General features: G+C 60.4%; 21 protein-coding genes, 3 tRNA genes and 1 riboswitch. Of the genes, 3 read left to right on the top strand and 21 right to left on the bottom strand.

The window, feature by feature from the left end:
- Positions 1-63 precede the first annotated feature (63 nt).
- Positions 64-672, top strand: a complete 609-nt coding sequence (locus tag AB4O09_RS08345) for a LysE family translocator (RefSeq protein WP_043042898.1) — start codon at positions 64-66, stop codon at positions 670-672.
- Positions 673-1,006: 334 nt separating this feature from the next.
- Here AB4O09_RS08345 and mgtE read toward each other — a convergent pair whose 3' ends face one another.
- On the bottom strand, positions 1,007-2,449 hold the full coding sequence (gene mgtE / locus AB4O09_RS08340) for a magnesium transporter (RefSeq protein ID WP_003204768.1): 1,443 nt from the start codon (positions 2,447-2,449) through the stop codon (positions 1,007-1,009).
- 322 nt (positions 2,450-2,771) lie between these two features.
- Here mgtE and AB4O09_RS08335 point away from each other — a divergent pair, with 322 nt between their 5' ends.
- Complete coding sequence (locus AB4O09_RS08335; protein WP_013694080.1) at positions 2,772-3,287, top strand: hypothetical protein; 516 nt, start codon at positions 2,772-2,774, stop codon at positions 3,285-3,287.
- A 40-nt stretch (positions 3,288-3,327) separates the two neighbouring features.
- On the opposite strand, the gene AB4O09_RS08330 is transcribed toward AB4O09_RS08335, so the two are convergent.
- From AB4O09_RS08330 to ltaE, 7 genes are all read right to left on the bottom strand, one after another.
- A tRNA-Arg gene (locus tag AB4O09_RS08330) sits at positions 3,328-3,404 on the bottom strand.
- 72 nt (positions 3,405-3,476) lie between these two features.
- Positions 3,477-3,553, bottom strand: a tRNA-Arg gene (locus tag AB4O09_RS08325).
- Positions 3,554-3,660: 107 nt separating this feature from the next.
- A tRNA-Ser gene (locus tag AB4O09_RS08320) sits at positions 3,661-3,751 on the bottom strand.
- A gap of 62 nt (positions 3,752-3,813) precedes the next feature.
- Positions 3,814-4,002 carry a carbon storage regulator CsrA gene (gene csrA / locus AB4O09_RS08315; RefSeq protein WP_003178872.1) on the bottom strand — a complete coding sequence of 63 codons (189 nt, stop codon included), beginning with the start codon at positions 4,000-4,002 and terminating at the stop codon, positions 3,814-3,816.
- Between the two features lie 184 nt (positions 4,003-4,186).
- On the bottom strand, positions 4,187-5,428 hold the full coding sequence (locus tag AB4O09_RS08310) for an aspartate kinase (RefSeq protein ID WP_003204774.1): 1,242 nt from the start codon (positions 5,426-5,428) through the stop codon (positions 4,187-4,189).
- 89 nt (positions 5,429-5,517) lie between these two features.
- Positions 5,518-8,139, bottom strand: coding sequence for an alanine--tRNA ligase (gene alaS, locus AB4O09_RS08305; RefSeq protein WP_003204776.1), 2,622 nt, complete (start codon positions 8,137-8,139; stop codon positions 5,518-5,520).
- A 146-nt stretch (positions 8,140-8,285) separates the two neighbouring features.
- Positions 8,286-9,290: a low-specificity L-threonine aldolase gene (gene ltaE / locus AB4O09_RS08300; RefSeq protein ID WP_367861132.1), complete on the bottom strand. Its 1,005-nt coding sequence runs from the start codon at positions 9,288-9,290 to the stop codon at positions 8,286-8,288.
- Positions 9,291-9,543: 253 nt separating this feature from the next.
- Positions 9,544-9,713, top strand: a riboswitch (FMN riboswitch).
- Between the two features lie 100 nt (positions 9,714-9,813).
- Between ltaE and AB4O09_RS08295 the strand changes: the two genes are divergently transcribed.
- Positions 9,814-10,323: a 6,7-dimethyl-8-ribityllumazine synthase gene (locus AB4O09_RS08295; RefSeq protein ID WP_024618891.1), complete on the top strand. Its 510-nt coding sequence runs from the start codon at positions 9,814-9,816 to the stop codon at positions 10,321-10,323.
- Between the two features lie 122 nt (positions 10,324-10,445).
- Here the strand turns inward: AB4O09_RS08295 and astE are convergent, their stop codons facing one another.
- The 13 genes from astE to acs all read right to left on the bottom strand — a co-directional run bounded on the left by astE (position 10,446) and on the right by acs (position 25,641).
- Positions 10,446-11,453, bottom strand: a complete 1,008-nt coding sequence (astE, locus tag AB4O09_RS08290) for a succinylglutamate desuccinylase (protein ID WP_003204782.1) — start codon at positions 11,451-11,453, stop codon at positions 10,446-10,448.
- A 12-nt stretch (positions 11,454-11,465) separates the two neighbouring features.
- On the bottom strand, positions 11,466-11,753 hold the full coding sequence (locus tag AB4O09_RS08285; RefSeq protein ID WP_003178862.1) for a hypothetical protein: 288 nt from the start codon (positions 11,751-11,753) through the stop codon (positions 11,466-11,468).
- Between the two features lie 69 nt (positions 11,754-11,822).
- Positions 11,823-13,169, bottom strand: coding sequence for an N-succinylarginine dihydrolase (astB, locus tag AB4O09_RS08280; RefSeq protein WP_003204784.1), 1,347 nt, complete (start codon positions 13,167-13,169; stop codon positions 11,823-11,825).
- A gap of 215 nt (positions 13,170-13,384) precedes the next feature.
- A complete protein-coding gene (astD, locus tag AB4O09_RS08275; RefSeq protein ID WP_167331296.1) occupies positions 13,385-14,854 on the bottom strand; it encodes a succinylglutamate-semialdehyde dehydrogenase in 1,470 nt (489 codons plus the stop codon).
- Complete coding sequence (astA, locus tag AB4O09_RS08270) at positions 14,851-15,876, bottom strand: arginine N-succinyltransferase (protein WP_003204788.1); 1,026 nt, start codon at positions 15,874-15,876, stop codon at positions 14,851-14,853. Before astA ends, astD begins: the two co-directional genes overlap by 4 nt.
- 54 nt (positions 15,877-15,930) lie before the next feature.
- A complete protein-coding gene (gene aruF, locus AB4O09_RS08265) occupies positions 15,931-16,950 on the bottom strand; it encodes an arginine/ornithine succinyltransferase subunit alpha (RefSeq protein ID WP_003204790.1) in 1,020 nt (339 codons plus the stop codon).
- A gap of 260 nt (positions 16,951-17,210) precedes the next feature.
- Positions 17,211-18,431 (bottom strand): aspartate aminotransferase family protein, encoded by a 1,221-nt coding sequence (locus tag AB4O09_RS08260; RefSeq protein WP_460108085.1) that lies wholly within the window; start codon positions 18,429-18,431, stop codon positions 17,211-17,213.
- 393 nt (positions 18,432-18,824) lie between these two features.
- On the bottom strand, positions 18,825-19,805 hold the full coding sequence (argR, locus tag AB4O09_RS08255) for a transcriptional regulator ArgR (protein ID WP_003204794.1): 981 nt from the start codon (positions 19,803-19,805) through the stop codon (positions 18,825-18,827).
- A gap of 113 nt (positions 19,806-19,918) precedes the next feature.
- The gene (locus AB4O09_RS08250) at positions 19,919-20,683 is read right to left on the bottom strand and encodes an ABC transporter ATP-binding protein (RefSeq protein WP_003204797.1); all 765 of its coding nucleotides are present in this window, start codon (positions 20,681-20,683) and stop codon (positions 19,919-19,921) included.
- 56 nt (positions 20,684-20,739) lie between these two features.
- The gene (locus AB4O09_RS08245) at positions 20,740-21,438 is read right to left on the bottom strand and encodes an ABC transporter permease (RefSeq protein WP_003204798.1); all 699 of its coding nucleotides are present in this window, start codon (positions 21,436-21,438) and stop codon (positions 20,740-20,742) included.
- Complete coding sequence (locus AB4O09_RS08240; RefSeq protein ID WP_003204800.1) at positions 21,435-22,124, bottom strand: ABC transporter permease; 690 nt, start codon at positions 22,122-22,124, stop codon at positions 21,435-21,437. Before AB4O09_RS08240 ends, AB4O09_RS08245 begins: the two co-directional genes overlap by 4 nt.
- Positions 22,125-22,214: 90 nt before the next feature.
- Positions 22,215-22,988, bottom strand: coding sequence for an ABC transporter substrate-binding protein (locus AB4O09_RS08235; protein ID WP_003204802.1), 774 nt, complete (start codon positions 22,986-22,988; stop codon positions 22,215-22,217).
- A 697-nt stretch (positions 22,989-23,685) separates the two neighbouring features.
- Positions 23,686-25,641: an acetate--CoA ligase gene (gene acs / locus AB4O09_RS08230; protein WP_013694081.1), complete on the bottom strand. Its 1,956-nt coding sequence runs from the start codon at positions 25,639-25,641 to the stop codon at positions 23,686-23,688.
- Positions 25,642-25,733: the final 92 nt, after the last annotated feature.

The raw sequence follows: 25,733 nt of genomic DNA, 5'->3' as shown, positions 1-25,733 counted from the left end.
TCAAGATGCTCCTCCTCATCACAGGCAGGCTGGAGACTCCATAACTGCCAAGGTCGGCGTCGCATGAACCTCGAATTTTTTGTCACTTCCCTGATCGTGGCGGCTTCGCCTGGTACTGGCGTGGTCTATACGGTTGCAGCCGGCCTGGCCCGGGGCTGGCGCGCGAGTGTGGTAGCGGCATTGAGTTGTACCCTGGGGATCGTGCCGCACATGCTGGCAGCCATCACGGGCCTCGCGGCACTGCTGCACACCAGCCCACTGGCTTTCGAGATCACCAAGTACCTGGGCGTCGCTTACCTGCTGTGGATGGCATGGAGCACACTCCAGAGCCACGGGGCATTGCATATTGATCCGCACAAGACTCCGCGCTCGAATGGCGCGGTGATTTTTTCGGGCATTTTGCTCAACCTGCTGAATCCAAAGCTGTCGATTTTTTTCCTGGCCTTTCTACCGCAATTTCTCGCGCCAGGAGAAACGGATGCCATGTGGCGCATGCTGCAACTGAGCTTCATCTTCATGGCGATCACCTTTGCCGTCTTCGTCATCTATGGCGTGCTCTGCGCATCGATGCGCCGCCATGTTCTGGAGCGTCCATCCGTGTTGCAGTGGTTGCGCCGCCTGTTCTCGGCAGCCTTTGTGTTACTGGCTGTACGACTGGCGTTGATGCAGTGATGCGTGGGGGATTTTGTGAAGAGCAGGGTTGGTGTGTATATCCATTGCTGCGGTAACGGGGCGCCGAAATCAACGTCCACCGCGAGGCGGCCTTGTAGCCGACCTGGCTCTTTGGTGATCGCGTTTCTCCTGTGGGAGCGAGCTTGCTCGCGATAGCGGAGGGTCAGTTTGTGATGATGTTGGATGTGCCTGCTGCTCTTGCCTTGGGTACTTGATCTCGACGCCCCTTCAACCAAAAAAAGCGCAAAAAAAAGGCGTTTCCCATTTCTGGAAGCGCCGTTTTTTCTAAGTCGACAGTATTACGCCAGACAGGCGAGTTTCTTGATGAGCGACTTCAGAGCAGGAAAATCGTCGCCAACCCCAGGAAGATGAAGAACCCGCCACTGTCAGTCACTGCAGTGATCATCACACTGGCGCCCATGGCAGGGTCACGCCCCATGCGGGCCAGGGTCATGGGGATCAGGACCCCCATCAATGCCGCCAACAACAGATTGAGCGTCATCGCGGCCGTCATGACCACCCCCAGCGACCAGCTGCCATAGAGCAGATAAGCCACCACGCCAATCACACCACCCCAAATCACACCGTTGATCAAGGACACAGCCAGCTCCTTGCGCATCAATCGCGATGTATTACCGGTACTGACCTGGTCCAGCGCCATTGCACGGACGATCATGGTGATGGTCTGGTTGCCAGAGTTGCCACCGATACCGGCGACGATGGGCATCAGCGCCGCGAGTGCCACCAGCTTCTCGATGGAGCCTTCGAACAGCCCGATGACCCGGGAAGCAACAAACGCCGTGATCAGATTGATCGCCAACCAGGCCCAGCGGTTACGCAGGGATTTCCAGACCGAGGCGAAGATGTCTTCTTCTTCGCGCAGACCGGCCATGTTGAGGACTTCGCTTTCGCTTTCCTCACGAATCAAGTCGACCATTTCATCGATGGTCAGACGACCGATCAGCTTGCCGTTCTTGTCGACCACCGGCGCCGAAATCAAGTCATAACGTTCGAACGCCTGGGCCGCATCATAGGCGTCTTCGTCCGGGTGAAAGCTCACCGGATCGCTGGCCATCACCTCGGCCACCTGTTTTTCCGGATCGTTGACGAGCAAACGCTTGATGGGCAGAACACCCTTGAGCACGCCGTCGTAGTCGACCACAAACAGCTTGTCAGTATGCCCCGGCAGTTCCTTGAGGCGACGCAGGTAGCGCAGTACCACTTCAAGGCTGACGTCCTCTCGGATCGTCACCATCTCGAAGTCCATCAGCGCACCGACCTGCTCCTCGTCGTAGGACAACGCCGAGCGCACACGCTCACGCTGCTGGCCGTCGAGGGCTTCCATCAGTTCGTGGACAACGTCCCGCGGCAGTTCAGGCGCAAGGTCTGCGAGTTCGTCGGCGTCCATTTCCTTGGCCGCCGCCAGCAACTCGTGATCATCCATGTCGGCGATCAGGGTTTCCCGAACCGAGTCCGACACTTCGAGCAGGATGTCACCGTCGCGATCAGCCTTGACCAACTGCCAGACCGTCAGACGCTCTTCCAGTGGCAAGGCTTCAAGAATGTAGGCGACGTCGGCGGAGTGCAGATCATCGAGCTTGCGTTGCAGCTCAACGAGATTCTGCCGGTGGACCAGGTTCTCGACCCGGTCATGATGCGGACCTTCCTGGCGATGCGTCAGGTCTTCGACGACCCGCTGGCGCTGCAGCAGCTCAACAACTTGAGCGAGGCGATCCTGAAGGCTTTCCTGCGTTTTTTTTACATCTACTTGGGTCATAGGCGAACTCCACTCCCAGCAGTGGAGCACGCCGGAAGGATCAATCAGTCAATTCATGATTGGCAAAACTAAATATTGAGTAACTACTGGGTAAGTCCATGGAGATATTCCAAAGCCCCGGCGGGGCTGACGGGCGCAATCATACACCGCTTGACGCTTTAAAACGCTAAAAAATCATGGCAAGAACAAGCGCTTGCGAGACAAACCTGAACACAGGCTGAACCTGTTCCTTTACGACGACTTATCCAGAAAAGAAAACACACGCCGCGGCGCAAATGCAGCGACTACCCTTCTCTTCTGCACCGTCAAGGAGGACGATCGGATGCATCCAAGCCACTGCCTGTTCCTGCTCGCCTGCTTGCCCTGCCTGCCTTTGTGGGCTGCCGGGCAGACCGTGCATCGCTGCGAAAACATCGCAGGGCACGTGACATTCACCACCCTGAGCTGCGGCCCGGGAGAAGCCCTGTCGCTACAACAGATCCATCCGTACCGCCCAGGTTCGACCGAACCGACAATCAAACCGACGACCGAGGCAATGCTGCCTGACGCGGAGCGCGGGCAAACATCCGGCAACAAAACCACGCGCAAGGAACCGACCGTGGTTGGCCAGTTCCAGGACCGCTGCGGGAACCTAATCGACGCCAGGCAACGCCGCGACGCCATCCTGGACCGACGCATCATCGCCGGCATGAGCCAACAGGACGTAGAGAGCGCCCTGGGCAAGCCAGACTCGATCAAAGTTCGGAATTCGAGCACGCGGTATACCTACAAGGCGAGGAAAGGTCGCAGCGCAGAGGTCGTGTTCGATGAGAGGGGATGCGTGAAAGGCAAATCGTAGACAGCAAAAAGCCCGCGTTTAACGCGGGCTTTTTGGTGTTTGGTGCACTCGACAGGATTCGAACCTGTGACCGCTCGGTTCGTAGCCGAGTACTCTATCCAGCTGAGCTACGAGTGCAGATTGTGGTTTTATACCAGATCACAACTGGTTGAAGCCAAGTTATTTGCATTGCTGCAAACAACTCTTAAATGGTGCACTCGACAGGATTCGAACCTGTGACCGCTCGGTTCGTAGCCGAGTACTCTATCCAGCTGAGCTACGAGTGCATTTGTTGCCGCGCATTATAGGTCGTCAATTCCTTTTGTAAAGCGCTTTTTTCAGTAATTTCAATCACTTACTGAACAAGCCAGGTTTTGACGCACTAAACGAATAATGGCGGAGAACGGGGGATTCGAACCCCCGACACCCTTTTGAGGTGTACTCCCTTAGCAGGGGAGCGCCTTCGGCCACTCGGCCAGCTCTCCGCAACACGGGGCGTATATTAACCACCTTCATCCCCGTTTGCAAACATAAAAATCGATAAAAATTAATGGCTTGGTTCGTCGTCCTTCTCTTTCTTGATACGCAGGTAAATTTCCTCGCGGTGTACAGCAACCTCTTTCGGGGCATTGACGCCGATACGCACTTGGTTTCCTTTGACGCCGAGCACGGTCACGGTGATTTCGCCATCGCCAATAATCAGGCTTTCTGCACACCGACGGGTCAGAATCAGCATACCTTTCTCCTCACGCAATTCACTTAAGGGACAACAGTCTGCAAAAAAAAGGCATTGGACCTACAACCGAAACGGTCGAAGCCTACAGGCCTAGTATTGACCAGCGCGGGCAAAAGAACAGTTTTGGGACGCGCCATTCAGAAAAACAGAGGGCGCGGTCCAGCCGCGCCCTCCAGACAACGCTTTATTCGCCCGGTTGGGCAGGAGCGTCGAGTTCGAAAGCCGTGTGCAGGGCGCGCACGGCCAGTTCCAGGTATTTCTCTTCGATCACCACGGAAACCTTGATTTCCGAGGTAGAGATCATCTGGATGTTGATGCTTTCCTTGGCCAGGGATTCGAACATGCGGCTGGCCACGCCTGCGTGGGAGCGCATGCCGACACCAACGATCGAGACCTTGGCAATCTTGGTATCGCCCACCACTTCACGGGCACCGATCTCGCCAGCGGTTTTTTTCAGTATCGCTTCGGCAGACTGGTAGTCGTTGCGGTGCACGGTGAAGGTGAAGTCAGTGGTGTTATCGTGCGAGACGTTCTGCACGATCATGTCGACTTCGATGTTCGCGGCACTGATCGGGCCGAGAATCTTGAACGCCACGCCGGGGGTGTCTGGCACGCCACGGATGGTCAGCTTGGCTTCATCGCGGTTGAAAGCGATGCCGGAAATGATCGGCTGTTCCATGGATTCCTCTTCATCAATAGTAATGAGGGTGCCCGGACCCTCTTTGAAGCTGTGCAGAACGCGCAGCGGAACGTTGTACTTGCCGGCGAATTCGACCGCCCGGATCTGCAACACCTTCGAACCGAGGCTGGCCATTTCCAGCATCTCTTCGAACGTGATCTTGTCCAGGCGCTGGGCCACAGGCACCACGCGTGGGTCAGTGGTGTAGACACCGTCCACATCGGTGTAGATCTGGCATTCGTCAGCCTTGAGGGCCGCTGCCAGCGCTACGCCCGTGGTGTCGGAACCACCACGGCCGAGGGTGGTGATGTTGCCCTGCTCGTCCACACCCTGGAAACCGGCGACCACCACGACACGGCCAGCCTTCAGGTCGCCGCGAATCTTCTGGTCGTCGATCTGCAGAATACGCGCTTTGTTGTGCGCGCTGTCCGTCAGGATACGCACCTGGTTGCCGGTGTAGGACACCGCTGGCACGCCACGCTTGATCAGCGCCATGGCCAGCAAGGCGATGGTCACCTGCTCGCCGGTGGAAACGATCACGTCCAGTTCCCGCGGAACCGGTTGCTGATCGCCGCTGATTTGCTTGGCCAGATCGATCAGACGGTTGGTCTCGCCGCTCATTGCCGACAGCACAACCACCAGGTCATCGCCCGCCTCGCGGAATTTCTTAACCTTGTCGGCGACTTGTTCGATTCTCTCGACAGTGCCGACCGAGGTGCCTCCAAATTTCTGTACGATCAAAGCCATTTCAAAGCCGCCTCTGCCCATGAAGGGCGCCCAATAATCACTCAACAGCGGGCGGGCCCGTGACTAGACCACGAGCCCGCGACGCTGCCTTAAATACCCTGCTCTACAAATGCAACGGTCTGGGCCAGTGCTGCGTCCAGTGCGCCGACGTCGGTACCACCGCCTTGCGCCATGTCCGGACGACCACCGCCCTTGCCGCCCACTGCCGCAGCGGCTTGCTTCATCAAATCACCGGCTTTGAGTTGGCCAGTCAGGTCTTTGGTCACGCCTGCGACGAGAACGACCTTTTCCTCATGGACACTGCCGAGCAGGATCACTGCGCGGCCGAGTTTGTTTTTCAGTTGATCGACCAGCGCCAGCAGCGCCTTGCCATCCTGGCCGTCCAGACGCACGGCCAGCACTTTCACGCCCTTGACGTCCACGGCCTGGGCCGAGAGATCGTCGCCCGCGGCGCTGGCGGCCTTGGCCTGCAACTGCTCGAGTTGCTTTTCCAGCAGGCGATTGCGCTCCAGCACAGCCGACAGCTTGTCGATCAGGTTGTCACGGCTGCCCTTGATCAGGGTTGCCGCTTCCTTGAGTTGTTCTTCGGCCGCGTTGAGGTACGCCAGGGCCGCCGCGCCGGTGACCGCTTCGATCCGGCGCACGCCGGATGCCACGCCACCTTCGCTGATGATTTTCATCAGGCCGATGTCACCGGTGCGGTTGGCGTGGATGCCACCGCACAGTTCAACGGAGAAGTCGCCCATGCTCAGCACGCGCACGCTGTCGCCGTATTTCTCGCCGAACAACGCCATCGCGCCCTTGCGCTTGGCGGTCTCGATGTCGGTTTCTTCGGTTTCCACCGGGGAGTTCTTGCGAATCTCGGCGTTGACGATTTCTTCCAGCGCCTTGAGCTGCTCAGGCTTGATGGCTTCGAAATGGCTGAAGTCGAAGCGCAGGCGCTGACTGTCCACCAACGAACCTTTCTGCTGGACATGCTCGCCCAGCACCTGGCGCAACGCGGCGTGCAGCAAGTGCGTGGCGGAGTGGTTCAGCGACGTGGCATGTCGAACATCGGCGTCGACATGGGCGGCCACCGGGGCGGCGATCATCAGGCTGCCCGAAGCCAGCACGCCGTGGTGCAGGAAGGCGCCGCCGGTCTTGGTGGTATCACGCACGTCGAAACGCGAACTGCCGGCCTGCAGGTAACCGCTGTCGCCGATCTGGCCGCCGGATTCGGCGTAGAACGGGGTCTTGTCCAGCACGATCACGCCTTCCTGGCCTTCGCTCAGGATGTCGACCGATTGCCCGTCCTTATAAATGGCAACGATCTTGGCCGAACCGGTGGTGCCTGCATAACCGGTGAACTCGGTGGCCACGTCAACCTTGACCAGGCTGTTGTAGTCCATGCCGAAGGAACTGGCGGAACGCGCACGCACCCGCTGGGCGTCCATCTCGCGCTCGAAACCTTCCTCGTCGAGGGTCAGGTTGCGCTCGCGGGCGATGTCGCCAGTCAGGTCCATCGGGAAACCGTAGGTGTCGTACAGCTTGAACACCACATCGCCCGGGACCACGTTGCCCTTGAGCTCGGCCAGGTCCTGCTCGAGGATCTTCAGGCCTTGCTCCAGGGTCTTGGCGAATTGTTCTTCTTCAGCCTTGAGCACGCGCTCGATGTGCGCCTGCTGGGATTTGAGCTCCGGGAAGGCTTCGCCCATCTCGGCCGCCAATGCCGCGACGATCTGATAGAAGAAGCTGCCCTTGGCGCCCAGCTTGTTGCCGTGACGGCAGGCGCGACGGATGATCCGGCGCAGCACATAACCGCGACCTTCGTTGGAAGGCAGCACACCGTCGGCAATCAGGAAACCGCAGGAACGGATGTGGTCGGCCACCACTTTGAGCGACGCCTGGTTGTCGTTGGTGCAACCGATGGCCTGGGCCGACGCGCTCAGCAGGCTCTGGAACAGGTCGATTTCGTAGTTGGAGTGAACGTGCTGCAGCACCGCACTGATCCGCTCCAGGCCCATGCCGGTGTCGACCGACGGCGCTGGCAGCGGATGCAACACGCCATCGGCGGTGCGGTTGAACTGCATGAACACGTTGTTCCAGATCTCGATGTAGCGGTCGCCATCTTCTTCCGGCGAGCCGGGTGGGCCGCCCCAGATGTCGGCGCCGTGATCGTAGAAAATCTCGGTGCACGGGCCGCACGGGCCGGTGTCACCCATGGTCCAGAAGTTATCGGAGGCGTAAGGCGCGCCTTTGTTGTCGCCGATGCGCACCATGCGCTCAGCCGGGACACCGACCTCTTTGGTCCAGATGTCATAGGCTTCGTCGTCAGTGGCGTAGACCGTTACCCAGAGCTTCTCCTTGGGCAGGTTCAGCCACTTGTCGGAGGTCAGGAAGGTCCAGGCGAAGGTGATGGCGTCGCGCTTGAAATAGTCACCGAAGCTGAAGTTACCCAGCATTTCGAAGAAGGTGTGGTGACGAGCGGTATAACCGACGTTCTCCAGGTCGTTGTGCTTGCCGCCGGCACGCACGCACTTCTGGCTGCTCACCGCACGGGTGTAGGCACGTTTTTCCTGGCCCAGGAAGCAGTCCTTGAACTGGTTCATCCCCGCGTTGGTGAACAGCAGGGTCGGGTCGTTGCCCGGAATCAAAGAGCTGGAGGCTACTCGGGTGTGGCCTTGCTCTTCGAAGAAGCGAAGGAAGGCTTCACGGATTTCTGCGCTTTTCATTAGGTTCTTCCACGGAGGCTGCGGCCAAAGGCCTGTGCAAAACGTCAACAGACGAAGCAACGGCAAAGGGCCGCATTATATCGGCCCTTCGCGTGGGGTACAGCGTGTTTATGCGATAGAAACTGTCAATTGGCCCGGTTGACGGGTCAGTGGCGGGAAAATTCGACGAAAGTGGCGATCACCTGGTCGATTTGCGCCGCGCTCACGTCCATGTGCGTCACCATTCGCAGGCGTGGCGCCGCGCTGAGCTTGACGCCCCGTTCATCGGCAAATGCCTTGATCGCCTCGGCCCGCTCGCCCATTTGCACGTAGACCATGTTGGTCTGCACCGGCTCGACTTCATAACCCGCCGCACGCAAGCCCTCGGCGAGCCGCTGGGCATTGGCGTGGTCATCGGCCAGGCGCTGGACCTGATGTTCCAGGGCGTATAGCCCCGCCGCCGCGAGAATCCCCGCCTGGCGCATGCCGCCACCGACCATCTTGCGCAGCCGGCGGGCCTTGCCTATCAGTTCGGCGCTGCCACACAGGACCGAGCCCACCGGCGCGCCGAGGCCCTTGGACAAGCACACCGACACCGAATCGAAGTACTGCGTGATCTCACGGGCATCGACATTCAGCTTGACCGCAGCGTTGTACAACCGCGCCCCGTCCAAGTGCAGGGCCAGGCCATGTTCCTGGGTGAAACGCCGGGCCCGGGCCAGGTATTCCAGTGGCAGCACCTTGCCCTGCATGGTGTTTTCCAGGGCCAGCAGGCGGGTGCGGGCAAAGTGGAAATCATCGGGCTTGATCGCCGCAGCGACATGCGCCAGGTCCAGGGAACCGTCCGCCTGCACTTCAAGGGGCTGGGGCTGGATCGAACCGAGCACGGCCGCACCGCCGCCTTCGTATTTGTAGGTGTGGGCCTGCTGGCCGACGATGTATTCGTCGCCGCGCTCGCAGTGGGCCATCAAACCCAACAGGTTGCTCATGGTCCCCGTGGGCACGAACAGCGCTGCGGCAAACCCCAGGCGCGCGGCCAGTTCGGCCTCGAGGCGATTGACGGTCGGGTCTTCCCCATACACATCGTCGCCGGTAGGCGCGCTGGCCATGGCATCCAGCATGCCGGCGGTAGGTTGGGTGACCGTGTCGCTGCGAAGATCGATAACACTCATGAATCTGGCCTCGGGCTCAAGTGGAGGGAAATCCCTTTCGAAGGGCAATTACTGCGGTCATGGCGAGGAATAATCAAGCCCAGGACGACACGAACCAACAGATTATTCAAAACCCCTGTGGGAGCGAGCTTGCTCGCGATGACGGCGGCACATTCAGCAGCGATGCAAGCTGATCCACCGCCATCGCGAGCAAGCTCGCTCCCACAAGGGGTTATGTGTTAAAAATTGTCCGCCGTCACAAAGCGTGGCGGCAAAACGTTCTCAGGGCGGGGTGTAATTCCCCACCGGCGGTAATTGCACGCAACGTGCATAGCCCGCGAGCGCTTGGTGGTACACCACTTTTTTAGGGTGTAGCGACAAGGTCAGCAGACCCGGTGTGATTCCGGGGCCGACGGTCATAGTCCGGATGAAGAGAGAACGGGATTGATACCCAAGGGCCGACTGCGACTGTCCGTGCGCGGCGTACCCTCGAATCCCCTTCGATTCATGACGCCCTGTTTTTCACACAAACAGGAACCAGAACATGCAACCCACTGCAATCGACAGCAAAAGCAAAAGTCATCCGGGCGAGCGCGTCGCGTTCATCCAGGCCTGCTGGCACAAGGAAATCGTCGACCAGAGCCGTAAAGGTTTCGTCGCCGAAATGATCATCCAGGGTTACCAGGAAAGTGATATCGACTTCTTCGAAGTCGGCGGTGCCTTCGAGATTCCGCTGCACGCCAAGCTGCTGGCCAAGTCAGGCCGCTACGCCGGCATCGTCGCCGCCGGCCTGGTGGTGGACGGGGGCATCTACCGCCACGAGTTCGTCGCCCAATCGGTGATCAGCGGCCTGATGCAGGTCCAGCTGGAAACCGAAGTGCCGGTATTCTCGGTGGTGCTCACGCCGCATCACTTCCATGCCGGGGAAGAACATCAGAAGTTCTTCTTCGAGCATTTCGTGCACAAGGGCCAGGAAGCAGCGAAGACCTGTGCCGATACGTTGCACAAGACCCGGGCGTTGCGCCGTAGTGAGCAGCGGGCGGTAGCGGTCTAAAAGCCGCTAAAAACCTGTGGGAGCGAGCTTGCTCGCGATGGCGGTGGTTCAGCCTGCATTAATGTTGACTGATACATCGCTATCGCGAGCAAGCTCGCTCCCACAATAGTTCGGTGTGGGTTTTAGATCAGGTTTTCGTCGGTCGCCGGCACGATCAGGATGCCAGCCCGCAAGCCATTCTTGACCTTGGGGTTCGGAAAGATGATCCGGGCACCCTCTTCTTCGATCACCCAGCGGGTCTGGGCGATGTCTTCGGCCAGCACGTAGCCTTTCCCCAATTCCGAGAAGTTCTCGATGTCCGCTGGCAGGTTCAGGCGGAAACTGTCGCTGTGCTTGATGATTTCCCGGGCCACGCTGAACAGCTGCAGGCCATCGAGCCCCTCATCCAGCTCCGGCTCGTTGCCCTCGATGATCTGTTGCAGGCGGGTTTCCAGCAGGCTGACGTTGACGCCGTCGTTCTGCCCGAATGGCCGGGCCTTGCCCAGTTCCAGGGTGAAGGACTCGGCACCGAGCTGGTCGTAGGTGTAGGCGCTGAACACAATGGACGGCTTGTTCTGCAGCAGCACCGCCTCCATGCCCCCGGCACGCAGGCGTGCCAGCTCACGGCGTGAATGCTGGCGACCTTCTTTCCACGGGTAGAGGGCGAATTGCTCGATCTTCGAGCCGCGGATGGCGGTGTGCAGGTCGTAATGCAAGCGACTGCGTTCTGGCCGGCTGAAGAAACTGGCGGCCAATCGCTCCAGCTCGCAGGCCCGCAGCGCCTCGGGGCCGCCGCTCAGCTCGTGGCGGCCATTGAACAGGCGGTTGACGTCCTGTTCGACGAAACGCTCACCGCGCCGGATGGCCTCGGGGTTGCCGAACAGGAACAGAATGCGTGCCCGCGGCTTCAAATGGCCACGGGCGATGTCATGCAGCAAGCGGTCGAGCAGCTCGATAGGCGCGGTTTCATTGCCGTGGATACCGGCCGACAGCAGCAGGTCCAGGCCGTTGTCCCGGGCTTCGGGCGGCTTGACCTCCAGCGCGCCCTCGCTCAACCAGCGCATCCGTACGCCTTCGACAGTCAGTTGAGTCTTCTCCGCCGGTTCACGGCCGGCGAGGGTCAGTTCAAGCAGTTTGCCGAGGGCGAGCATAGCGCGGTTTCCTTAATGGTCGTGGCCGCAATCCGGGCCATGGACATGGTCATCGTCGCCGACGTCCGCTGGTTCCATTTCCAGTTGCAGGCTGACCAGGTTGGTCGCCAATGGACGCAACAACAGGTTGGCGTATTCCTCGTCCCCTTCCTCGACATCGACGCCGATCAGCAACTGACCGCGGCCATCCTGCTGGATCCACAATTCCTTGCCTTGCCACATCACCGCGACGCGGGTGCAGGAAGTTTCCAGTTGAGTGCCGTCGGTGTCTTCAAGGATCAGCTGCAGGGTATCGCTCATGTCTTTACATTCTCGTCTGGGGATAAGGCAACGCGCCCTGCTTTGACTGTAGTCAGGTCGCGCGCGCTTTCAATTGATCTGGAAAGGATAAACCGCGCCAAGTTTAAGGATTTGTGTCAGTTCATCCAGTGCCGCACGGCATTCGAGCAGCAACTGCGGGTCTGCCAGATCGTTTTCGGTCATGCGGTCGCGGTAGTGCCGCTCGACCCATTGGGTCAGCGAATCGTACAGCGGCGCGGTCATGATAACCCCTGGGTTGACGGCCGCCAGCTCGGTTTCATTGAGCGCCACGCGCAACCTCAAGCAAGCCGGGCCACCACCGTTCTGCATGCTTTGCTTGAGGTCGAAGACCTTCACTTCGCGAATCACCCCGCCAGTGCCCGTCAGGCCCTGCAGGTATTGCCAGACACGTTCGTTGCTACGGCATTCTTCCGGCACGATCAAGAGCATCGAACCGTCGGGACGCGACAGTAACTGGCTATTGAACAGGTAGGAACGTACTGCATCATCGACGGTGACCGCCGAACGCGGCACGCACACCGATTGAAATTTCCCACCGACCTTGGCGAGTTTGCCGCTCAATTCGGCCAGCATCTTGTCGGTCTCGAGAAACGCGTCCTCGTGATAGAACAGCACTTCGCCATTGCCCACCGCGATCACGTCGTTGTGGAACACACCCTGGTCGATCACCGATGGGTTCTGTTGGGCGTACACCACGCCCTCCTCCCTCAGCCCGTGCAGACGGGCAACGGCCTGGGAAGCTTCGAGGGTCTGGCGCGCCGGGTATTTCTGCGGCGCGGGATAGCGGGTGTCAAAAGCACTGCGACCGAACACGAAGAATTCAACACCAGCCTCGCCGTAGGCGCGGCAGAAACGGGTGTGGTTGGCCGCGCCTTCGTCACCGAACTGCGCCACCGCCGGCAAGGCGGCGTGGTGGGCGAAGTGTTGCTGGTTGGCGAACATCGCCCCCAGCACTCGACTGGTGGTCGGATGTTCGATGCTGCGGTGGTATTTGCAGTTCAGGTTGGCGGCGGTGAAATGCACGCGGCCATCGGCCGTGTCGGCGCTCGGGCTGACTGTGGCGGCATTGGCCACCCACATGCTGGAGGCCGAGCAACTGGCAACCAGCAACGGCATCGCTTCTTTCGCGGCCTGCTGGATGACCTGGGCATCGCTACCGGCAAAGCCCAACCGACGCAGGGCCGCCACGTCCGGGCGTTCCTGTGGCGCCAGCACACCTTGCTGGAAACCCATGTCCATCAACGCTTTCATTTTCGCCAGGCCCTGCAACGCCGCTTCCTTGGGGTTGGAGGACTGCTGGCTGTTGCTCTGGGACGCGACGTTGCCGTACGAGAGCCCGCCGTAGTTATGGGTCGGCCCCACTAGACCGTCAAAGTTGACTTCATAGGATTTCATCAGCGAGGCTCCACGAGGATCTGTTTTTTTATAGGCATCAATAACAACCGAGTCGCGGCTATCGCGGGCAAGCCTTGCTCCCACAGGTTCTGCATAGTTCCTGTGGGAGCAAGGCTTGCTCTCACAGATTTGGCATAACTCCTGTGGGAGCAAGGCTTGCTCTCACAGATTTGGCATAACGCCTGTGGGAGCAAGGCTTGCCCGCGATGGCGGTCTCAAGACATGCGCACGCCGGGAGTGAGGGCAGCCGGCATCACAAGGCTTGGTGTCTCCAGGGAAGCCACCGGGTACGCGCAATAATCGGCCGCGTAATAAGCGCTGGCGCGATGGTTGCCCGAGGCGCCGACACCGCCGAACGGCGCGCTGCTGGCGGCACCGGTCAGCTGTTTGTTCCAGTTGACGATACCGGCGCGGCTTTGCAGCCAGAACTGCTGGTAACGCTCCTGGGAATCGGACAGCAACCCGGCGGCCAGGCCATATTGCGTATTGTTGGCCTCGGCGATTGCCGCTGCGAAATCTTTGTAGCGGATCACTTGCAGCAACGGCCCGAACAGCTCTTCATCGGGACGCTCGGCCACGGCCGTCACGTCCAGGATACCCGGCGTCAGCAATGCGGCCTGGGCCTGCGGTTGGGTCATGCTCAACAGCGGCACGGCGCCTTTGCCCAGCAAATGGTTTTGCGCATCCATCAGCGCCTTCGCCGCGGCCAGGGAAATCACCGAGCCCATGAACGGCGCCGGTTGCTGGTCGAAGGCACCGACTTCAAGGGTCGAGCTGACCGCCACCAGGCGCGCCAGCAAGGCATCGCCCCAGGCGCCTTCCGGCACCAGCAGGCGGCGCGCACAGGTGCAGCGCTGCCCGGCGGAAATGAAAGCGGACTGGATAATGGTGTAGACCGCCGCATCGACGTCGGCCACCTCATCCACCACCAGCGGGTTGTTACCGCCCATTTCCAGCGCGAGGATCTTGTCCGGACGCCCGGAAAATTGTTGATGCAACAGATTGCCGGTGCGGCTGGAGCCGGTGAAGAACAGCCCGTCGATGCCTGGGTTCGCCGCCAGGGCGATACCCGTCTCCCGCGCGCCTTGCAGCAGGTTCAGTACGCCCGCCGGCAGACCGGCCTCGACCCAGCACTTGACCGTCAGCTCGGCAACTTTCGGCGTCAGTTCGCTCGGCTTGAACAATACGCTGTTGCCGGCCAGCAGGGCTGGCACGATGTGGCCGTTGGGCAAATGACCAGGGAAGTTGTAGGGGCCGAACACCGCCACCACACCGTGGGGCTTGTGGCGCAGCACAGCGGTGGCGTCGCCCAGGGGGCCGCTCTTCTCGCCAGTCCGCTCGCGGTAGCTCTGCACCGAAATGGCGACTTTGTTGACCATGCTGGTCACTTCGGTCGCCGCTTCCCACAACGGCTTGCCGGTTTCTTCACCGATGCAATGGGCCAGTTCGTCCGCGTGGCTTTTCAGGGCAGCGGCAAAGGCTTCCAGCACCTGGATGCGTTCATCCAGCGAGCGCCGAGCCCAGTCCGGGAACGCCTGGCGCGCGGCCTGCACCGCCGACTCCACTTGTGCCGCCGTGGCGCCGTTACCCGACCACAATACCTGCTGGGTCACCGGGTTCAACGACTCAAAGAGATCACCCTGGCCTTCCAGCCAGCTTCCTGCGATGTACAGCGAGTTCATTATTTCGACTCCCGGGCAGCAGACAGCGCGACGGCACGTACCTGATCGCCGGCGTTGAGTTGAAGACGTTTGGCGGTCAGCGGATCGACCACCAGCGTGCCGGCGGCAAAGCGCGCCGGTGCAGCGGTGATGCGGCAGTCTTCGCGCTTGCGGTTATGGATGAGGAACGGCGTGGCGTCATCGCCCGGCGTACCGATGGCCAGCACCAGCGCCTGGCTGTCGCGAATCGCGCGGATCTTGCCGGTTTCGCATTCCACCGCTGGGCCGGCGTCGAAGATGTCGACGTAACCCTGGTAGCTGAAACCTTCGCTCTTGAGCATCGACAATGCAGGTTCGGTATCCGGATGAACCTGGCCGATCACGGCCCGGGCATCTTCGGACAAGAAACAGGTGTACAGCGGAAACTTGGGCATCAGCTCGGCGATGAACGCCTTGTTGCCCACCCCGGTGAGGTAGTCGGCCTGGCTGAATTCCATCTTGAAGAAGTGCCGGCCCAGGCTTTCCCAGAACGGTGAACGCCCCTTGTCGTCGGACATGCCGCGCATCTCGGCGATGATCTTGTTGCCGAACAACTGTGGGAATTCGGCAATGAACAACAGCCGCGCCTTGGCCAGCATGCGGCCATTGAGACCACTGCGGAAATCGGCATGGAGGAACAGCGAGCACAGCTCGGAATTGCCGGTCAGGTCGTTGGCCAGGAACAGGGTCGGGATTTCCCGATAGATGTTCAATTCCTGGGACGCGCTGACCGTCAGGCCAACCCGGAAGTTGTACCAGGGCTCACGCAGCCCAACGGCACCGGCGATGGCGGAAATGCCCACCACGCGACCGTCGTCGTCTTCGAGCACGAACAGGTAGTCCGCGTCACCGCGCCCGGCTTCACCGCGAAAGGTCTTCTCGGCCCAGCCGACCCGATGGGCCAGGCGCTCTTCGTTGGCCGGCAGGGTGGTCAGGCCGGTGCCCGTGCTGCGGGCCAGGGCGATCAGAGCGGGTAAATCGCTGCTGCGTACGGGACGAACGATCATGCTATCTCCTCAAACGGGTCGCTCACGCCACCCGCGAAACTCAGCTGTAAAGCGTTATACGGCTACCAGACGCACGCTGGCGCCTTCGCCGACGCCCAAGGCTTCGGCCGCTTCCATGTCCAGCGTCACAGGTTTGCCCGGCGCGTAATCGAGCTCGAGCAGCACGGCGCGGTAATCCTGCAATTGGGCATTGGCCACCAGGTATTGGCGGCCGGCCCCCTTGACCGGTTCGCCGATCTTGACCGGCACCACGCGGCTCTGGGCAATCGAACGAATGCCCGAGACACGAGCATGCAGGGTCGGGCCACCGTCGAAGATGTCGATGTAGTGATCGGTCTCGAAACCCTCACGCATCAGGATGTCGAAGGTGATCTGCGCCCGCGGATGGACCTGACCCATGGCTTCCTGGGCGGCGTCCGGCAACAGCGGCACGTAGATCGGGTAATGGGGCATCAACTCGGCGAGGAAAGTACGGCTTTTCAGCCCGCACAAGCGCTCGGCGGCGGCGTAGTTGAGGTCGAAGAAGTTGCGACCGATGGCATCCCAGAACGGCGAGTCGCCATTCTCATCGCTGTAGCCGACGATCTCGGTCACCACCGAATCGGCGAACCGTTCCGGGTGGCTGGCGACGAACAGCAGGCGCCCGCGGGAATTGAGTTCCGACCATGGCGAACCCACCAGCTCCGGCACCACGTAGAAACTGGTCAGCAGGCTGTTGCCAGTCAGGTCGTGGCACTGGGAGAGCACGTGGATCTTGTTGTGGATCTTCAGTTCACGGGAGGCGTGAACGAAGGTCTCGTTGCGAAAGCTGTAGAACGGCTCGGAATAGCCGGCCGAAGCGACAATGGCCGAACAGCCCACCAGCTTGCCGGTCGCGGTGTCTTCAAGGACGAAGAAGTAGCTCTCTTCACCATTGAAGCTGACTTCGGCGGCGAACGAGGCTTCGCTTGCGGCGATCTTGTCGCTCAGGCGTTCCACGTCATCCGGCAAGGAAGTGACACCGATCGGACTGTCCGCAGCCAGACGCTGTACCTCGCCCAGATCAGCCATTTGCGCGGGGCGCATCACCAGCATGGTGTCACTCCTTAACTTGAAATAAAGGGTTCGACCGTCAGGTCGATACACAGAGAAAAAATACCGGGCCCAACTCCCCCACCGACTTAAATTTGGGAGCAGGTTTGTGGGAGTAAAGCTTGTGGGAGCAAGGCTTGCCCGCGATGCAGGCGACGCGGTCCTTGGTGAACTGAGGCACCCGCATCGCGAGCAAGCTTTGCTCCCACAAACCTGCACCCACATAAGTCCGGCTCCCACAATGGAGCCGGTCAAGTCTGAAATCAGGCTTGGGTCAACTTCGCCACGGCCCGCTCGAAGCGGTCCAGGCCTTCGTCGATATCGGCGTCTTCCACCACCAGGCTCGGAGCAAAGCGAATCACGTCCGGGCCGGCTTGCAGGATCATCAGGCCTTCCTGTTCGGCGGCGTTGAAGATGTCCTTGGCCTTGCCTTTCCAGGCGTCGTTCAGCACGCAGCCGATCAGCAGGCCCAGGCCACGCACTTGGGTGAACAGGCCGTACTTCTCGCCGATCTGCTCCAGGCGAGCCTTGAACTTGTGATGCTTGGCTTTGACACCCGCGAGCACTTCAGGGGTATTGACCACATCGATCACGGCTTCGGCCACCGTGCAGGCCAGCGGGTTACCGCCATAGGTGGTGCCGTGGGTGCCGACGACCAGGTGCTTGGCCAGCGCTTCGGTGGTGAGCATCGCCGCGATCGGGAAACCACCGCCCAGGCTCTTGGCGCTGGTGAGGATGTCCGGGACCACGCCGTAATGCATGTAGGCGAACAGGTGGCCGCTGCGGCCCATGCCGGTCTGCACTTCGTCGAACACCAGCAATGCGTCGTGGGCATCGCACAGGTCGCGGGCGCCTTGCAGGTAGGCCTGCTCGGCCGGCAGTACACCGCCCTCGCCCTGGATCGGCTCCAGCACCACGGCGCAGGTCTTGTCCGAAATAGCGGCTTTCAAAGCAGCCAGGTCGTTGTAAGGAACGTGGGTGATGCCAGTAATTTTAGGACCGAAGCCGTCGGAGTACTTCGACTGCCCGCCAACGTTGACGGTGAACAGGGTACGACCGTGGAAGCTATTGAGCGCGGCGATGATTTCGTATTTTTCGCTGCCGAAACGATCGAACGCGACGCGACGGGCCAGCTTGAAGGCGGCCTCGTTGGCTTCGGCGCCGGAGTTGCAGAAAAACGCGCGCTCGGCAAAGGTCGCGTTGACCAACTTATGGGCCAGGCGCAGGGCCGGCTCGTTGGTGAATACGTTGGACACGTGCCACAGCTTGTTGGCCTGTTCGGTCAGTGCACCGACCAGTGCCGGGTGGGCATGGCCCAGTACGTTGACTGCGATACCGCCAGCAAAGTCGATCAACTCACGACCGGATTGGTCCCATACGCGGGAACCGGCGCCACGCACAGGTATGAAGGCAGCAGGTGCATAGTTGGGAACCATAACCTGGTCGAAATCGGCGCGTTGTACCGCGGCTTGCTCAACGGACATCGGAGTCTCCTGATGAGGAACACCCGCCTGGAACTGGCGGGCTTGGTAAGGATTGTAAGGACAGTTTTCAGCCCGGCCTTGCCGCCAAGCGACAACTTCTTATAGCGCCAACCCACGTTTTTCGCGGGTTTACGGCAATGCGACAAATAGCGTCGCAAAGGCGCAGTTTAAACGTTGTGGCGGGATTTGAGGTGTCGGCATCTACGTGCGGCGAGGAATATATCTGTGGGAGCAAAGCTTGCTCGCGATGCAGGCACCTCGGTTCACCAAGGACCGCGTCGCCTGTATCGCGGGCAAGCCTTGCTCCCACAAGTCCAGCCCCCCCACAAGTCCTGTTCCCACAGATCTTGCTCCCACAATAAATCCCCTCGCCACAGAGAGGTTGTGCCTGCCCTACCCGCGCTCGGACGGCACCGAGGACAACTCGAACGGGCTGCTGCTGCGTCGCTGGTTGCGGTCTTCCCGCGGTGTGGCGCCGAAGAAGTTGCGGTAGGCGCTGGAGAAGTGTGGCCCTGAGGAGAAGCCGCAAGACAGGCCGATCTGGATGATGGATTTGCTGGTCTGCATCAGCATCTGCCGGGCCTTGTTCAGACGCAGCTCCAGGTAATACTGGCTGGGCACGCGATTGAGGTATTGCTTGAAGATCCGCTCCAGTTGCCGACGGGATACGCAGACATGCTGGGCGATCTCGTCGGTGGTCAGCGGCTCTTCGATGTTGGCTTCCATCAGCAGCACCGCCTGGGTGAGCTTTGGATGACTGGAGCCAAGGCGGTTCTGCAACGGGATGCGTTGACGCTCGCCACCCTCGCGAATGCGCTCGACCACCAATTCTTCCGACACCGCACCGGCCAGTTCCGCGCCGTGATCGCGGGCCAGCACCGCCAGCAACAGGTCGAGTACCGACATCCCGCCGCAAGCGCTCAGGCGATCGCGATCCCAGTCAAACAGATGGCTGGTGGCGATGACCTTGGGGAAGCGCTCGGAGAAATCGTCCTGCCAGCGCCAATGCACGGCGGCACGGTAACCGTCGAGCAACCCCAGTTGGGCCAGGGGATAGACACCGGCAGACAAACCGCCGATCACACAACCGGCACGCACCAGTTGCTTGAGGGCGCTGCTCAAGGGTGAGGCCAGCGCAGCCGGCGGCTCATCGGCCAGCAGGAACAGCTTCTGGAAACCTTCGAGCTTGCCGGCCCAAGGCTCGCCCGGCAGTTGCCAGGCGCCATCGGCCGGTGGTTCGGCCTGCAAGAACGACAGTTCGTAGACCACATCCGGATGCACCCGCTGAGCAACACGCAAGGCCTCCTCGGCCAGCGCCAGCGTCAAGGCTTTAGTGCTGGGCCAAATCAGGAAACCTATTCGATGGGCAGTCATGGCGGGCGATCCGAAGCGAAAACAGTGTTAAAGCCAAAAGCGGCTGCAACCAAATTAGACCATCTGGCGCACGGTGCGCAGCATGACCCAAATCAGGTGCGTAACGGGAGCGATTACTTGAGGCTGCCCGACAGAAATTGTTGCAAGCGCTCGGATTGCGGATTGACCAGCACTTCGCGCGGGTTGCCGCTTTCTTCGACGATGCCTTTGTGCAAGAACACCAGTTGGTTCGACACTTCACGGGCAAAGCCCATTTCGTGGGTCACCACCACCATGGTCCGGCCTTCCAGGGCCAGGGCCTGCATCACCTTGAGCACGTCACCTACCAGTTCCGGGTCCAGAGCCGAGGTCGGCTCGTCGAACAACATCACCTCCGGCTCCATCGCCAGCGCACGGGCAATCGCCACACGCTGCTGCTCGCCGCCAGACATATGGCCCGGGTAGGCATCCTTGCGATGAGCCACGCCAACCTTGTTCAGGTAGTGCTCGGCCTTCTCCCGCGCTTCAGCCTTGGACACGCCCAGCACATGCACCGGCGCTTCCATGATGTTTTCCAGCGCAGTCATGTGGGACCACAGATTGAAATGCTGGAACACCATCGACAGCCGCGAACGCATGCGCTGCAGTTGCTTGGGGTCCGCGGCCTTCAACGCGCCGTCCTTGCCGGCCACCAGCTTCAACTCTTCGTTGTTGAGCAGGATCTTGCCGGCGTGGGGCTGCTCAAGCAGGTTGATGCAACGCAGGAAAGTACTCTTGCCGGAGCCACTGGAGCCGATGATGCTGATCACATCGCCAGCGGCGGCTTTCAGGGACACGCCCTTGAGCACTTCGTGACTGCCATAGCGTTTATGCAGGTCTTGGACTTCAAGCTTGTACATGCGGTCGGTTCTCACAAAACGTCAGTCGTTGAGCAGTCGATCGGATCGATGCGTTATCAGTGCTTGCGCGGGGCCAGGTAACCCAGCCAGCGGCGCTCGGCCAGTTTGAACAGGCGCACCAGGATGAAGGTCAGGCACAGGTAGAAAACGCCGGCCGTGATGTAGGCCTCGAACGGCAAGTAGTACTGCGCGTTCACCGTGCGCGCGGCACCGGTGATGTCGATCAGGGTCACGATGGATGCCAGGCTGGTGGTCTGCAACATCATGATCACTTCGTTGCTGTATTGCGGCAGCGCCCGACGCAAGGCCGATGGCAGCAGGATCCGGCGATACAGCTTGTAGCGCGACATGCCCATGGCCTTGGCCGCTTCGATCTCACCGTTGGGCGTGGCCCGCAGGCTGCCGGCGATGATTTCGGCGGTGTAGGCGCTAGTGTTGATGGCGAACGCCAGGCAGGCGCAGAAGGTCGCGCTGGACAGCCACGGCCAGAGGAAGCTTTCACGCACGATCGCGAATTGCGCCAACCCGTAGTAGATCAGGAACAGCTGGACCAGCATCGGCGTGCCGCGGATCACGTAGGTGTAGAGCCACGCCGTCATGTTGACGACCGGCTGCTTGGACACCCGCATCAGCCCCAGGGGCAACGCCGCCAACAGACCGAAGAACAGCGACAGGGCCAACAGCTTCAGGGTGGTCAACAAGCCACTGAAATACAGCGGCAAGGCTTCATAGATGACGTTGTAGTCGAAGATCATAGATCAGCCGCCCTTACGCCTACCGAGTAGCGCTTCTCAAGGTGACGCAATGCCAGCAACGAGACGCTGGTGATCACCAGGTACATCGCCGCCACTGCGAGGAAGAAGGTGAAAGGCTCGCGCGTGGCATCTGCCGCCTGCTTGGCCTTGAACATCATGTCTTGCAGGCCCACCACCGAAATCAGCGCGGTCGCCTTGGTCAGCACCAGCCAGTTGTTGGTGAAGCCCGGGATCGCCAGGCGAATCATCTGCGGCACCAGCACTCGGAAAAACACCTGGAAGCCGTTCATGCCGTACGCCATGCCCGCCTCGGCCTGCCCCTTGGGGATCGCCATGAAGGCACCGCGGAAGGTTTCCGACAGGTAGGCACCGAAGATGAAGCCCAGGGTACCGATACCGGCCGCCAGCGGGTTCAGGTCGATGTAGTCGTCGTAACCGAGCATCGGCGCCACGCGGTTGAGCAGGTCCTGGCCGCCGTAGAAAATCAGCAGGATCAGCACCAGGTCGGGAATGCCGCGAATGACCGTGGCATACAGGTCGCCCAGCCACGCCAGCCAGCGCACCGGAGAGAGGCGCAACGCAACGCCGATCAACCCCAGGACGATGGCCAGGGCCATGGACGACAAGGCGAGCTCAAGCGTCAACCATGCGCCATCGAGGATGACAGCCCCGTAGCCTTTCAACATGATTCAGGTCCTCGAAAGTGGGATGAAAAAATGGCGCAAACCGCAGAGATCCTGTTGCTTGCGCCATTTCGCACGAGTGGCGGGACGTCGTTACTTGCCGTAGATGTCGAAAGCGAAGTATTTGTCCTGGATTTGCTTGTACTTGCCGTTCTCGCGAATGGCCGCGATCGCGCCGTTGATCTTGTCCTTCAACGCGTCGCCCTTGCGCACCGCGATGCCGACGCCGTCGCCGAAGTACTTGACGTCGGTAAAGGCCGGGCCGACGAACGCGAAGCCCTTGCCAGCATCGGTCTTGAGGAAGCCGTCATCCAACAGCGTAGCGTCTGCCACGGTGCCGTCGAGACGACCAGCGGACACGTCCAGGTAGATCTCGTTCTGCGAACCGTATGGTTTGATCTCGGCACCCAGCGGAGCCAGGACTTCACGGGCGAAACGCTCATGGATCGAACCACGCTGCACGCCGATGTTCTTGCCCTTGAGCTCGGCCAGACCGTCGCTGACCTGGGTACCGGCCTTCATCACCAGACGGGCCGGGGTGTTGTAGTACTTGTTGGTGAAATCAACCGACTTCTTGCGATCTTCGGTGATCGACATGGACGACAGGATCGCGTCGATCTTGCGGACCTTGAGCGCCGGGATCAGGCCGTCGAACTCTTGCTCGACCCACACGCACTTGACCTTCATCTCTTCGCACAGCGCATTGCCGATGTCGTAGTCGAAACCGACGATGCTGCCATCCGGAGCTTTCGAGGCGAACGGAGGGTAAGCCGCTTCGATACCAATCTTCAGGGGCTTCTCATCAGCGAAGGTCGGCAGGGACAGCACGGACAGTGCCAGGGCGCCAAGCAGCACAAGTTTCTTCATCTTGGGACTCCATCGGTAAAGGGCAAAAACGGCAGAGTGAGCAACAGCCCAATATGCGAATGGGTGAAACGAACTTTGGTGCTGCGTCCTAGGAAGCTCACGTTTTATTCAACACGAGCCACGACGAGCGAGTGATCGGCATTCTAACGACAGGCCCGAAGCCGATATTTCTTCAATGCGACAACAAATTACAGAAGCACCGAGAAAGCTGTTCGAGCGCATTGACAGCCCCGCAAATTCATGCAAGAGCAAAAGAAGGGAAACCGATCTATGCTGCAAATAGCGGGCCCATTATTCGCAAACCCTTCTAATCCGGCAAGCACAGCGTGTCGGCTTATTTTGGGAGACGCCTGGAACCGCCCTGTAATGGGGCTTGGCGTTTCACATCGCCCCGCTGTGGCGCCTTTGGTTACACATTTCGAAACACCGGTAACGCTCAGACACCTCCTACTTTGAAGGTCGATATTTATTCGCAGACCATACCAGCCGAACACAAAACACTTTGGCAGAGGGCTCATCCCGGCAGAGGTTTAGAAACAAGGCTTTGTGGGAGCAAAGCTTGCTCGCGAAACAGACGCCTCGATTTCTGCAAGACCGCATCGCCTTCATCGCGGGCAAGCCTTGCTCCCACAAAAGCCTAATAAAAAAGCCCCGCTCGGCACTGCCGGGCGGGGCTTTTCGGTTTTACGGGTTACCGTCAGGCAACGTTCATGGTCTTGTGCGTCTCGATCAGATGCGCCACCACGCTCGGATCAGCCAGGGTGGAGATATCACCCAACCCGTCGTACTCCGCCGTGGCGATCTTGCGCAGGATGCGGCGCATGATCTTGCCGGAGCGGGTTTTCGGCAGCCCCGGTGCCCACTGGATCACATCCGGCGAAGCAATCGGACCGATCTCCTTGCGCACCCAGTTCTTCAGTTCCAGGCGCAGGGCCTCGCTGGTTTCTTCGCCGGCATTGAGGGTGACATAGACGTAGATGCCCTGCCCCTTGATGTCGTGCGGCACACCGACCACCGCCGCTTCGGCGACTTTCGGGTGGGCGACCATGGCGCTCTCGATCTCGGCAGTACCCATGCGGTGGCCGGACACGTTGAGCACGTCATCCACCCGACCGGTGATCCAGTAGTAGCCATCCTCGTCGCGACGCGCACCGTCACCGGTGAAGTACATGCCGCTGAAGGTTTTGAAGTAGGTGTCGACAAAGCGGTCATGGTCGCCGTACAGCGTACGCGCCTGGCCTGGCCACGAATCGAGGATCACCAGGTTGCCTTCGGCCGCGCCTTCGATCAGGTTGCCGAGGTTGTCCACCAACGCCGGCACCACGCCGAAGAACGGACGCGTGGCCGAACCTGGCTTCAACGCCGTGGCGCCTGGCAGTGGGCTGATCAGCACGCCACCGGTTTCGGTCTGCCACCAGGTATCTACGATCGGGCAACGCTCCTTGCCGACATTCTTGTAGTACCAGTCCCAGGCTTCCGGGTTGATCGGCTCACCCACCGAACCCAACAGGCGCAGGCTGCTGCCGTCAGCACCTTCGACGGCGGCGGTGCCCGAGGCCATCATCGCGCGGATGGCGGTCGGCGCGGTGTAGAGAATGCTGACCTTGTGCTTGTCGATGACCTTGGCCACCCGGGTGATGTCCGGGTAGTTCGGCACGCCTTCGAACAGCAGCGTGGTCGCGCCATTGGCCAGCGGGCCGTAGACGATATAGCTGTGGCCAGTGACCCAACCCACGTCGGCGGTGCACCAGTAGACCTCGCCTGGCTTGTAGTCGAACACCCGCTCATGGGTCAGCGCCGCGTACAGCAAGTAGCCGGCCGTGGTGTGCTGCACGCCCTTGGGCTTGCCGGTGGAACCGGAGGTGTAGAGGATGAACAGCGCTTCCTCGGCACCCATTTCCTTCGGCGCGCAAACGGTACCGGCCACTTTCATCAGGTCTTCGTACCAGATGTCGCGGTGCTGGTTCCACTTGATGCCGCCACCGGTGCGCTTGCACACGATGACCTTCTGGATGCTGCTGGTTTCCGGGTTGGTCAACGCGTCATCGACGTTGGCCTTGAGCGGGATCTTCTTGCCAGCGCGAACGCCTTCGTCGGCGGTGATCACCACTTTGGATTTGCAGTCGATGATCCGGCCTGCCAGCGCTTCAGGCGAGAAACCGCCGAACACCACCGAGTGAATCGCACCGATCCGGGCACAGGCCAGCATCGCGACCACGGCTTCAGGGATCATCGGCATGTAGATGGTCACCACGTCGCCGCGGTGCACGTCCTGGCCGCGCAGGGCGTTGGCAAACTTGCAGACTTCTTCATGCAGCTCGCGATAGGTGATGTTGCGACTCTCGGCAGGGTCATCGCCCTCCCAGATAATCGCAATCTGATCGCCGCGCTCGGCCAGGTGACGGTCGAGGCAGTTGTAGGAAACGTTCAGGGTGCCGTCGGCGAACCACTTGATGTCGACATGGTGATCGTCGAAGGACGTCTGCTTCACCGTGGTGAAAGGCTTGATCCAATCGAGGCGCTTGGCCTGCTCGCGCCAGAAGCCGTCCGGGTTGACGACCGACTGCTGGTACATGGCCTTGTAGGTCGCCTCGTCAGTCAGCGTATTGGCCGCAACCTCGGGACGAACGGGATACACAGAAGCCGCACTCATCTTTCTTACCTCGGTGAATAGTTGTTTTTGTATGATCCCGTTGTAGCCCGGGGCGGGCCTATAGAACCATTCGACGATGGTAGTAACAAGTC

It is taken from the genome of Pseudomonas sp. H1_F01, assembly GCF_054681425.1.
Note: the sequence above shows the minus strand (reverse complement) of the source record. Positions and strands in the feature narration are given on the sequence as shown.

What these genes read in the sequence shown, in the direction of transcription:
- AB4O09_RS08345 (WP_043042898.1), top strand. Translation starts at nt 64, where the DNA reads ATGAACCTCGAATTTTTTGTCACTTCCCTGATCGTGGCGGCTTCGCCT.
- mgtE (WP_003204768.1), bottom strand. Translation starts at nt 2,449, where the DNA reads ATGACCCAAGTAGATGTAAAAAAAACGCAGGAAAGCCTTCAGGATCGC.
- AB4O09_RS08335 (WP_013694080.1), top strand. Translation starts at nt 2,772, where the DNA reads ATGCATCCAAGCCACTGCCTGTTCCTGCTCGCCTGCTTGCCCTGCCTG.
- csrA (WP_003178872.1), bottom strand. Translation starts at nt 4,002, where the DNA reads ATGCTGATTCTGACCCGTCGGTGTGCAGAAAGCCTGATTATTGGCGAT.
- AB4O09_RS08310 (WP_003204774.1), bottom strand. Translation starts at nt 5,428, where the DNA reads ATGGCTTTGATCGTACAGAAATTTGGAGGCACCTCGGTCGGCACTGTC.
- alaS (WP_003204776.1), bottom strand. Translation starts at nt 8,139, where the DNA reads ATGAAAAGCGCAGAAATCCGTGAAGCCTTCCTTCGCTTCTTCGAAGAG.
- ltaE (WP_367861132.1), bottom strand. Translation starts at nt 9,290, where the DNA reads ATGAGTGTTATCGATCTTCGCAGCGACACGGTCACCCAACCTACCGCC.
- AB4O09_RS08295 (WP_024618891.1), top strand. Translation starts at nt 9,814, where the DNA reads ATGCAACCCACTGCAATCGACAGCAAAAGCAAAAGTCATCCGGGCGAG.
- astE (WP_003204782.1), bottom strand. Translation starts at nt 11,453, where the DNA reads ATGCTCGCCCTCGGCAAACTGCTTGAACTGACCCTCGCCGGCCGTGAA.
- AB4O09_RS08285 (WP_003178862.1), bottom strand. Translation starts at nt 11,753, where the DNA reads ATGAGCGATACCCTGCAGCTGATCCTTGAAGACACCGACGGCACTCAA.
- astB (WP_003204784.1), bottom strand. Translation starts at nt 13,169, where the DNA reads ATGAAATCCTATGAAGTCAACTTTGACGGTCTAGTGGGGCCGACCCAT.
- astA (WP_003204788.1), bottom strand. Translation starts at nt 15,876, where the DNA reads ATGATCGTTCGTCCCGTACGCAGCAGCGATTTACCCGCTCTGATCGCC.
- aruF (WP_003204790.1), bottom strand. Translation starts at nt 16,950, where the DNA reads ATGCTGGTGATGCGCCCCGCGCAAATGGCTGATCTGGGCGAGGTACAG.
- AB4O09_RS08260 (WP_460108085.1), bottom strand. Translation starts at nt 18,431, where the DNA reads ATGTCCGTTGAGCAAGCCGCGGTACAACGCGCCGATTTCGACCAGGTT.
- argR (WP_003204794.1), bottom strand. Translation starts at nt 19,805, where the DNA reads ATGACTGCCCATCGAATAGGTTTCCTGATTTGGCCCAGCACTAAAGCC.
- AB4O09_RS08250 (WP_003204797.1), bottom strand. Translation starts at nt 20,683, where the DNA reads ATGTACAAGCTTGAAGTCCAAGACCTGCATAAACGCTATGGCAGTCAC.
- AB4O09_RS08245 (WP_003204798.1), bottom strand. Translation starts at nt 21,438, where the DNA reads ATGATCTTCGACTACAACGTCATCTATGAAGCCTTGCCGCTGTATTTC.
- AB4O09_RS08240 (WP_003204800.1), bottom strand. Translation starts at nt 22,124, where the DNA reads ATGTTGAAAGGCTACGGGGCTGTCATCCTCGATGGCGCATGGTTGACG.
- AB4O09_RS08235 (WP_003204802.1), bottom strand. Translation starts at nt 22,988, where the DNA reads ATGAAGAAACTTGTGCTGCTTGGCGCCCTGGCACTGTCCGTGCTGTCC.
- acs (WP_013694081.1), bottom strand. Translation starts at nt 25,641, where the DNA reads ATGAGTGCGGCTTCTGTGTATCCCGTTCGTCCCGAGGTTGCGGCCAAT.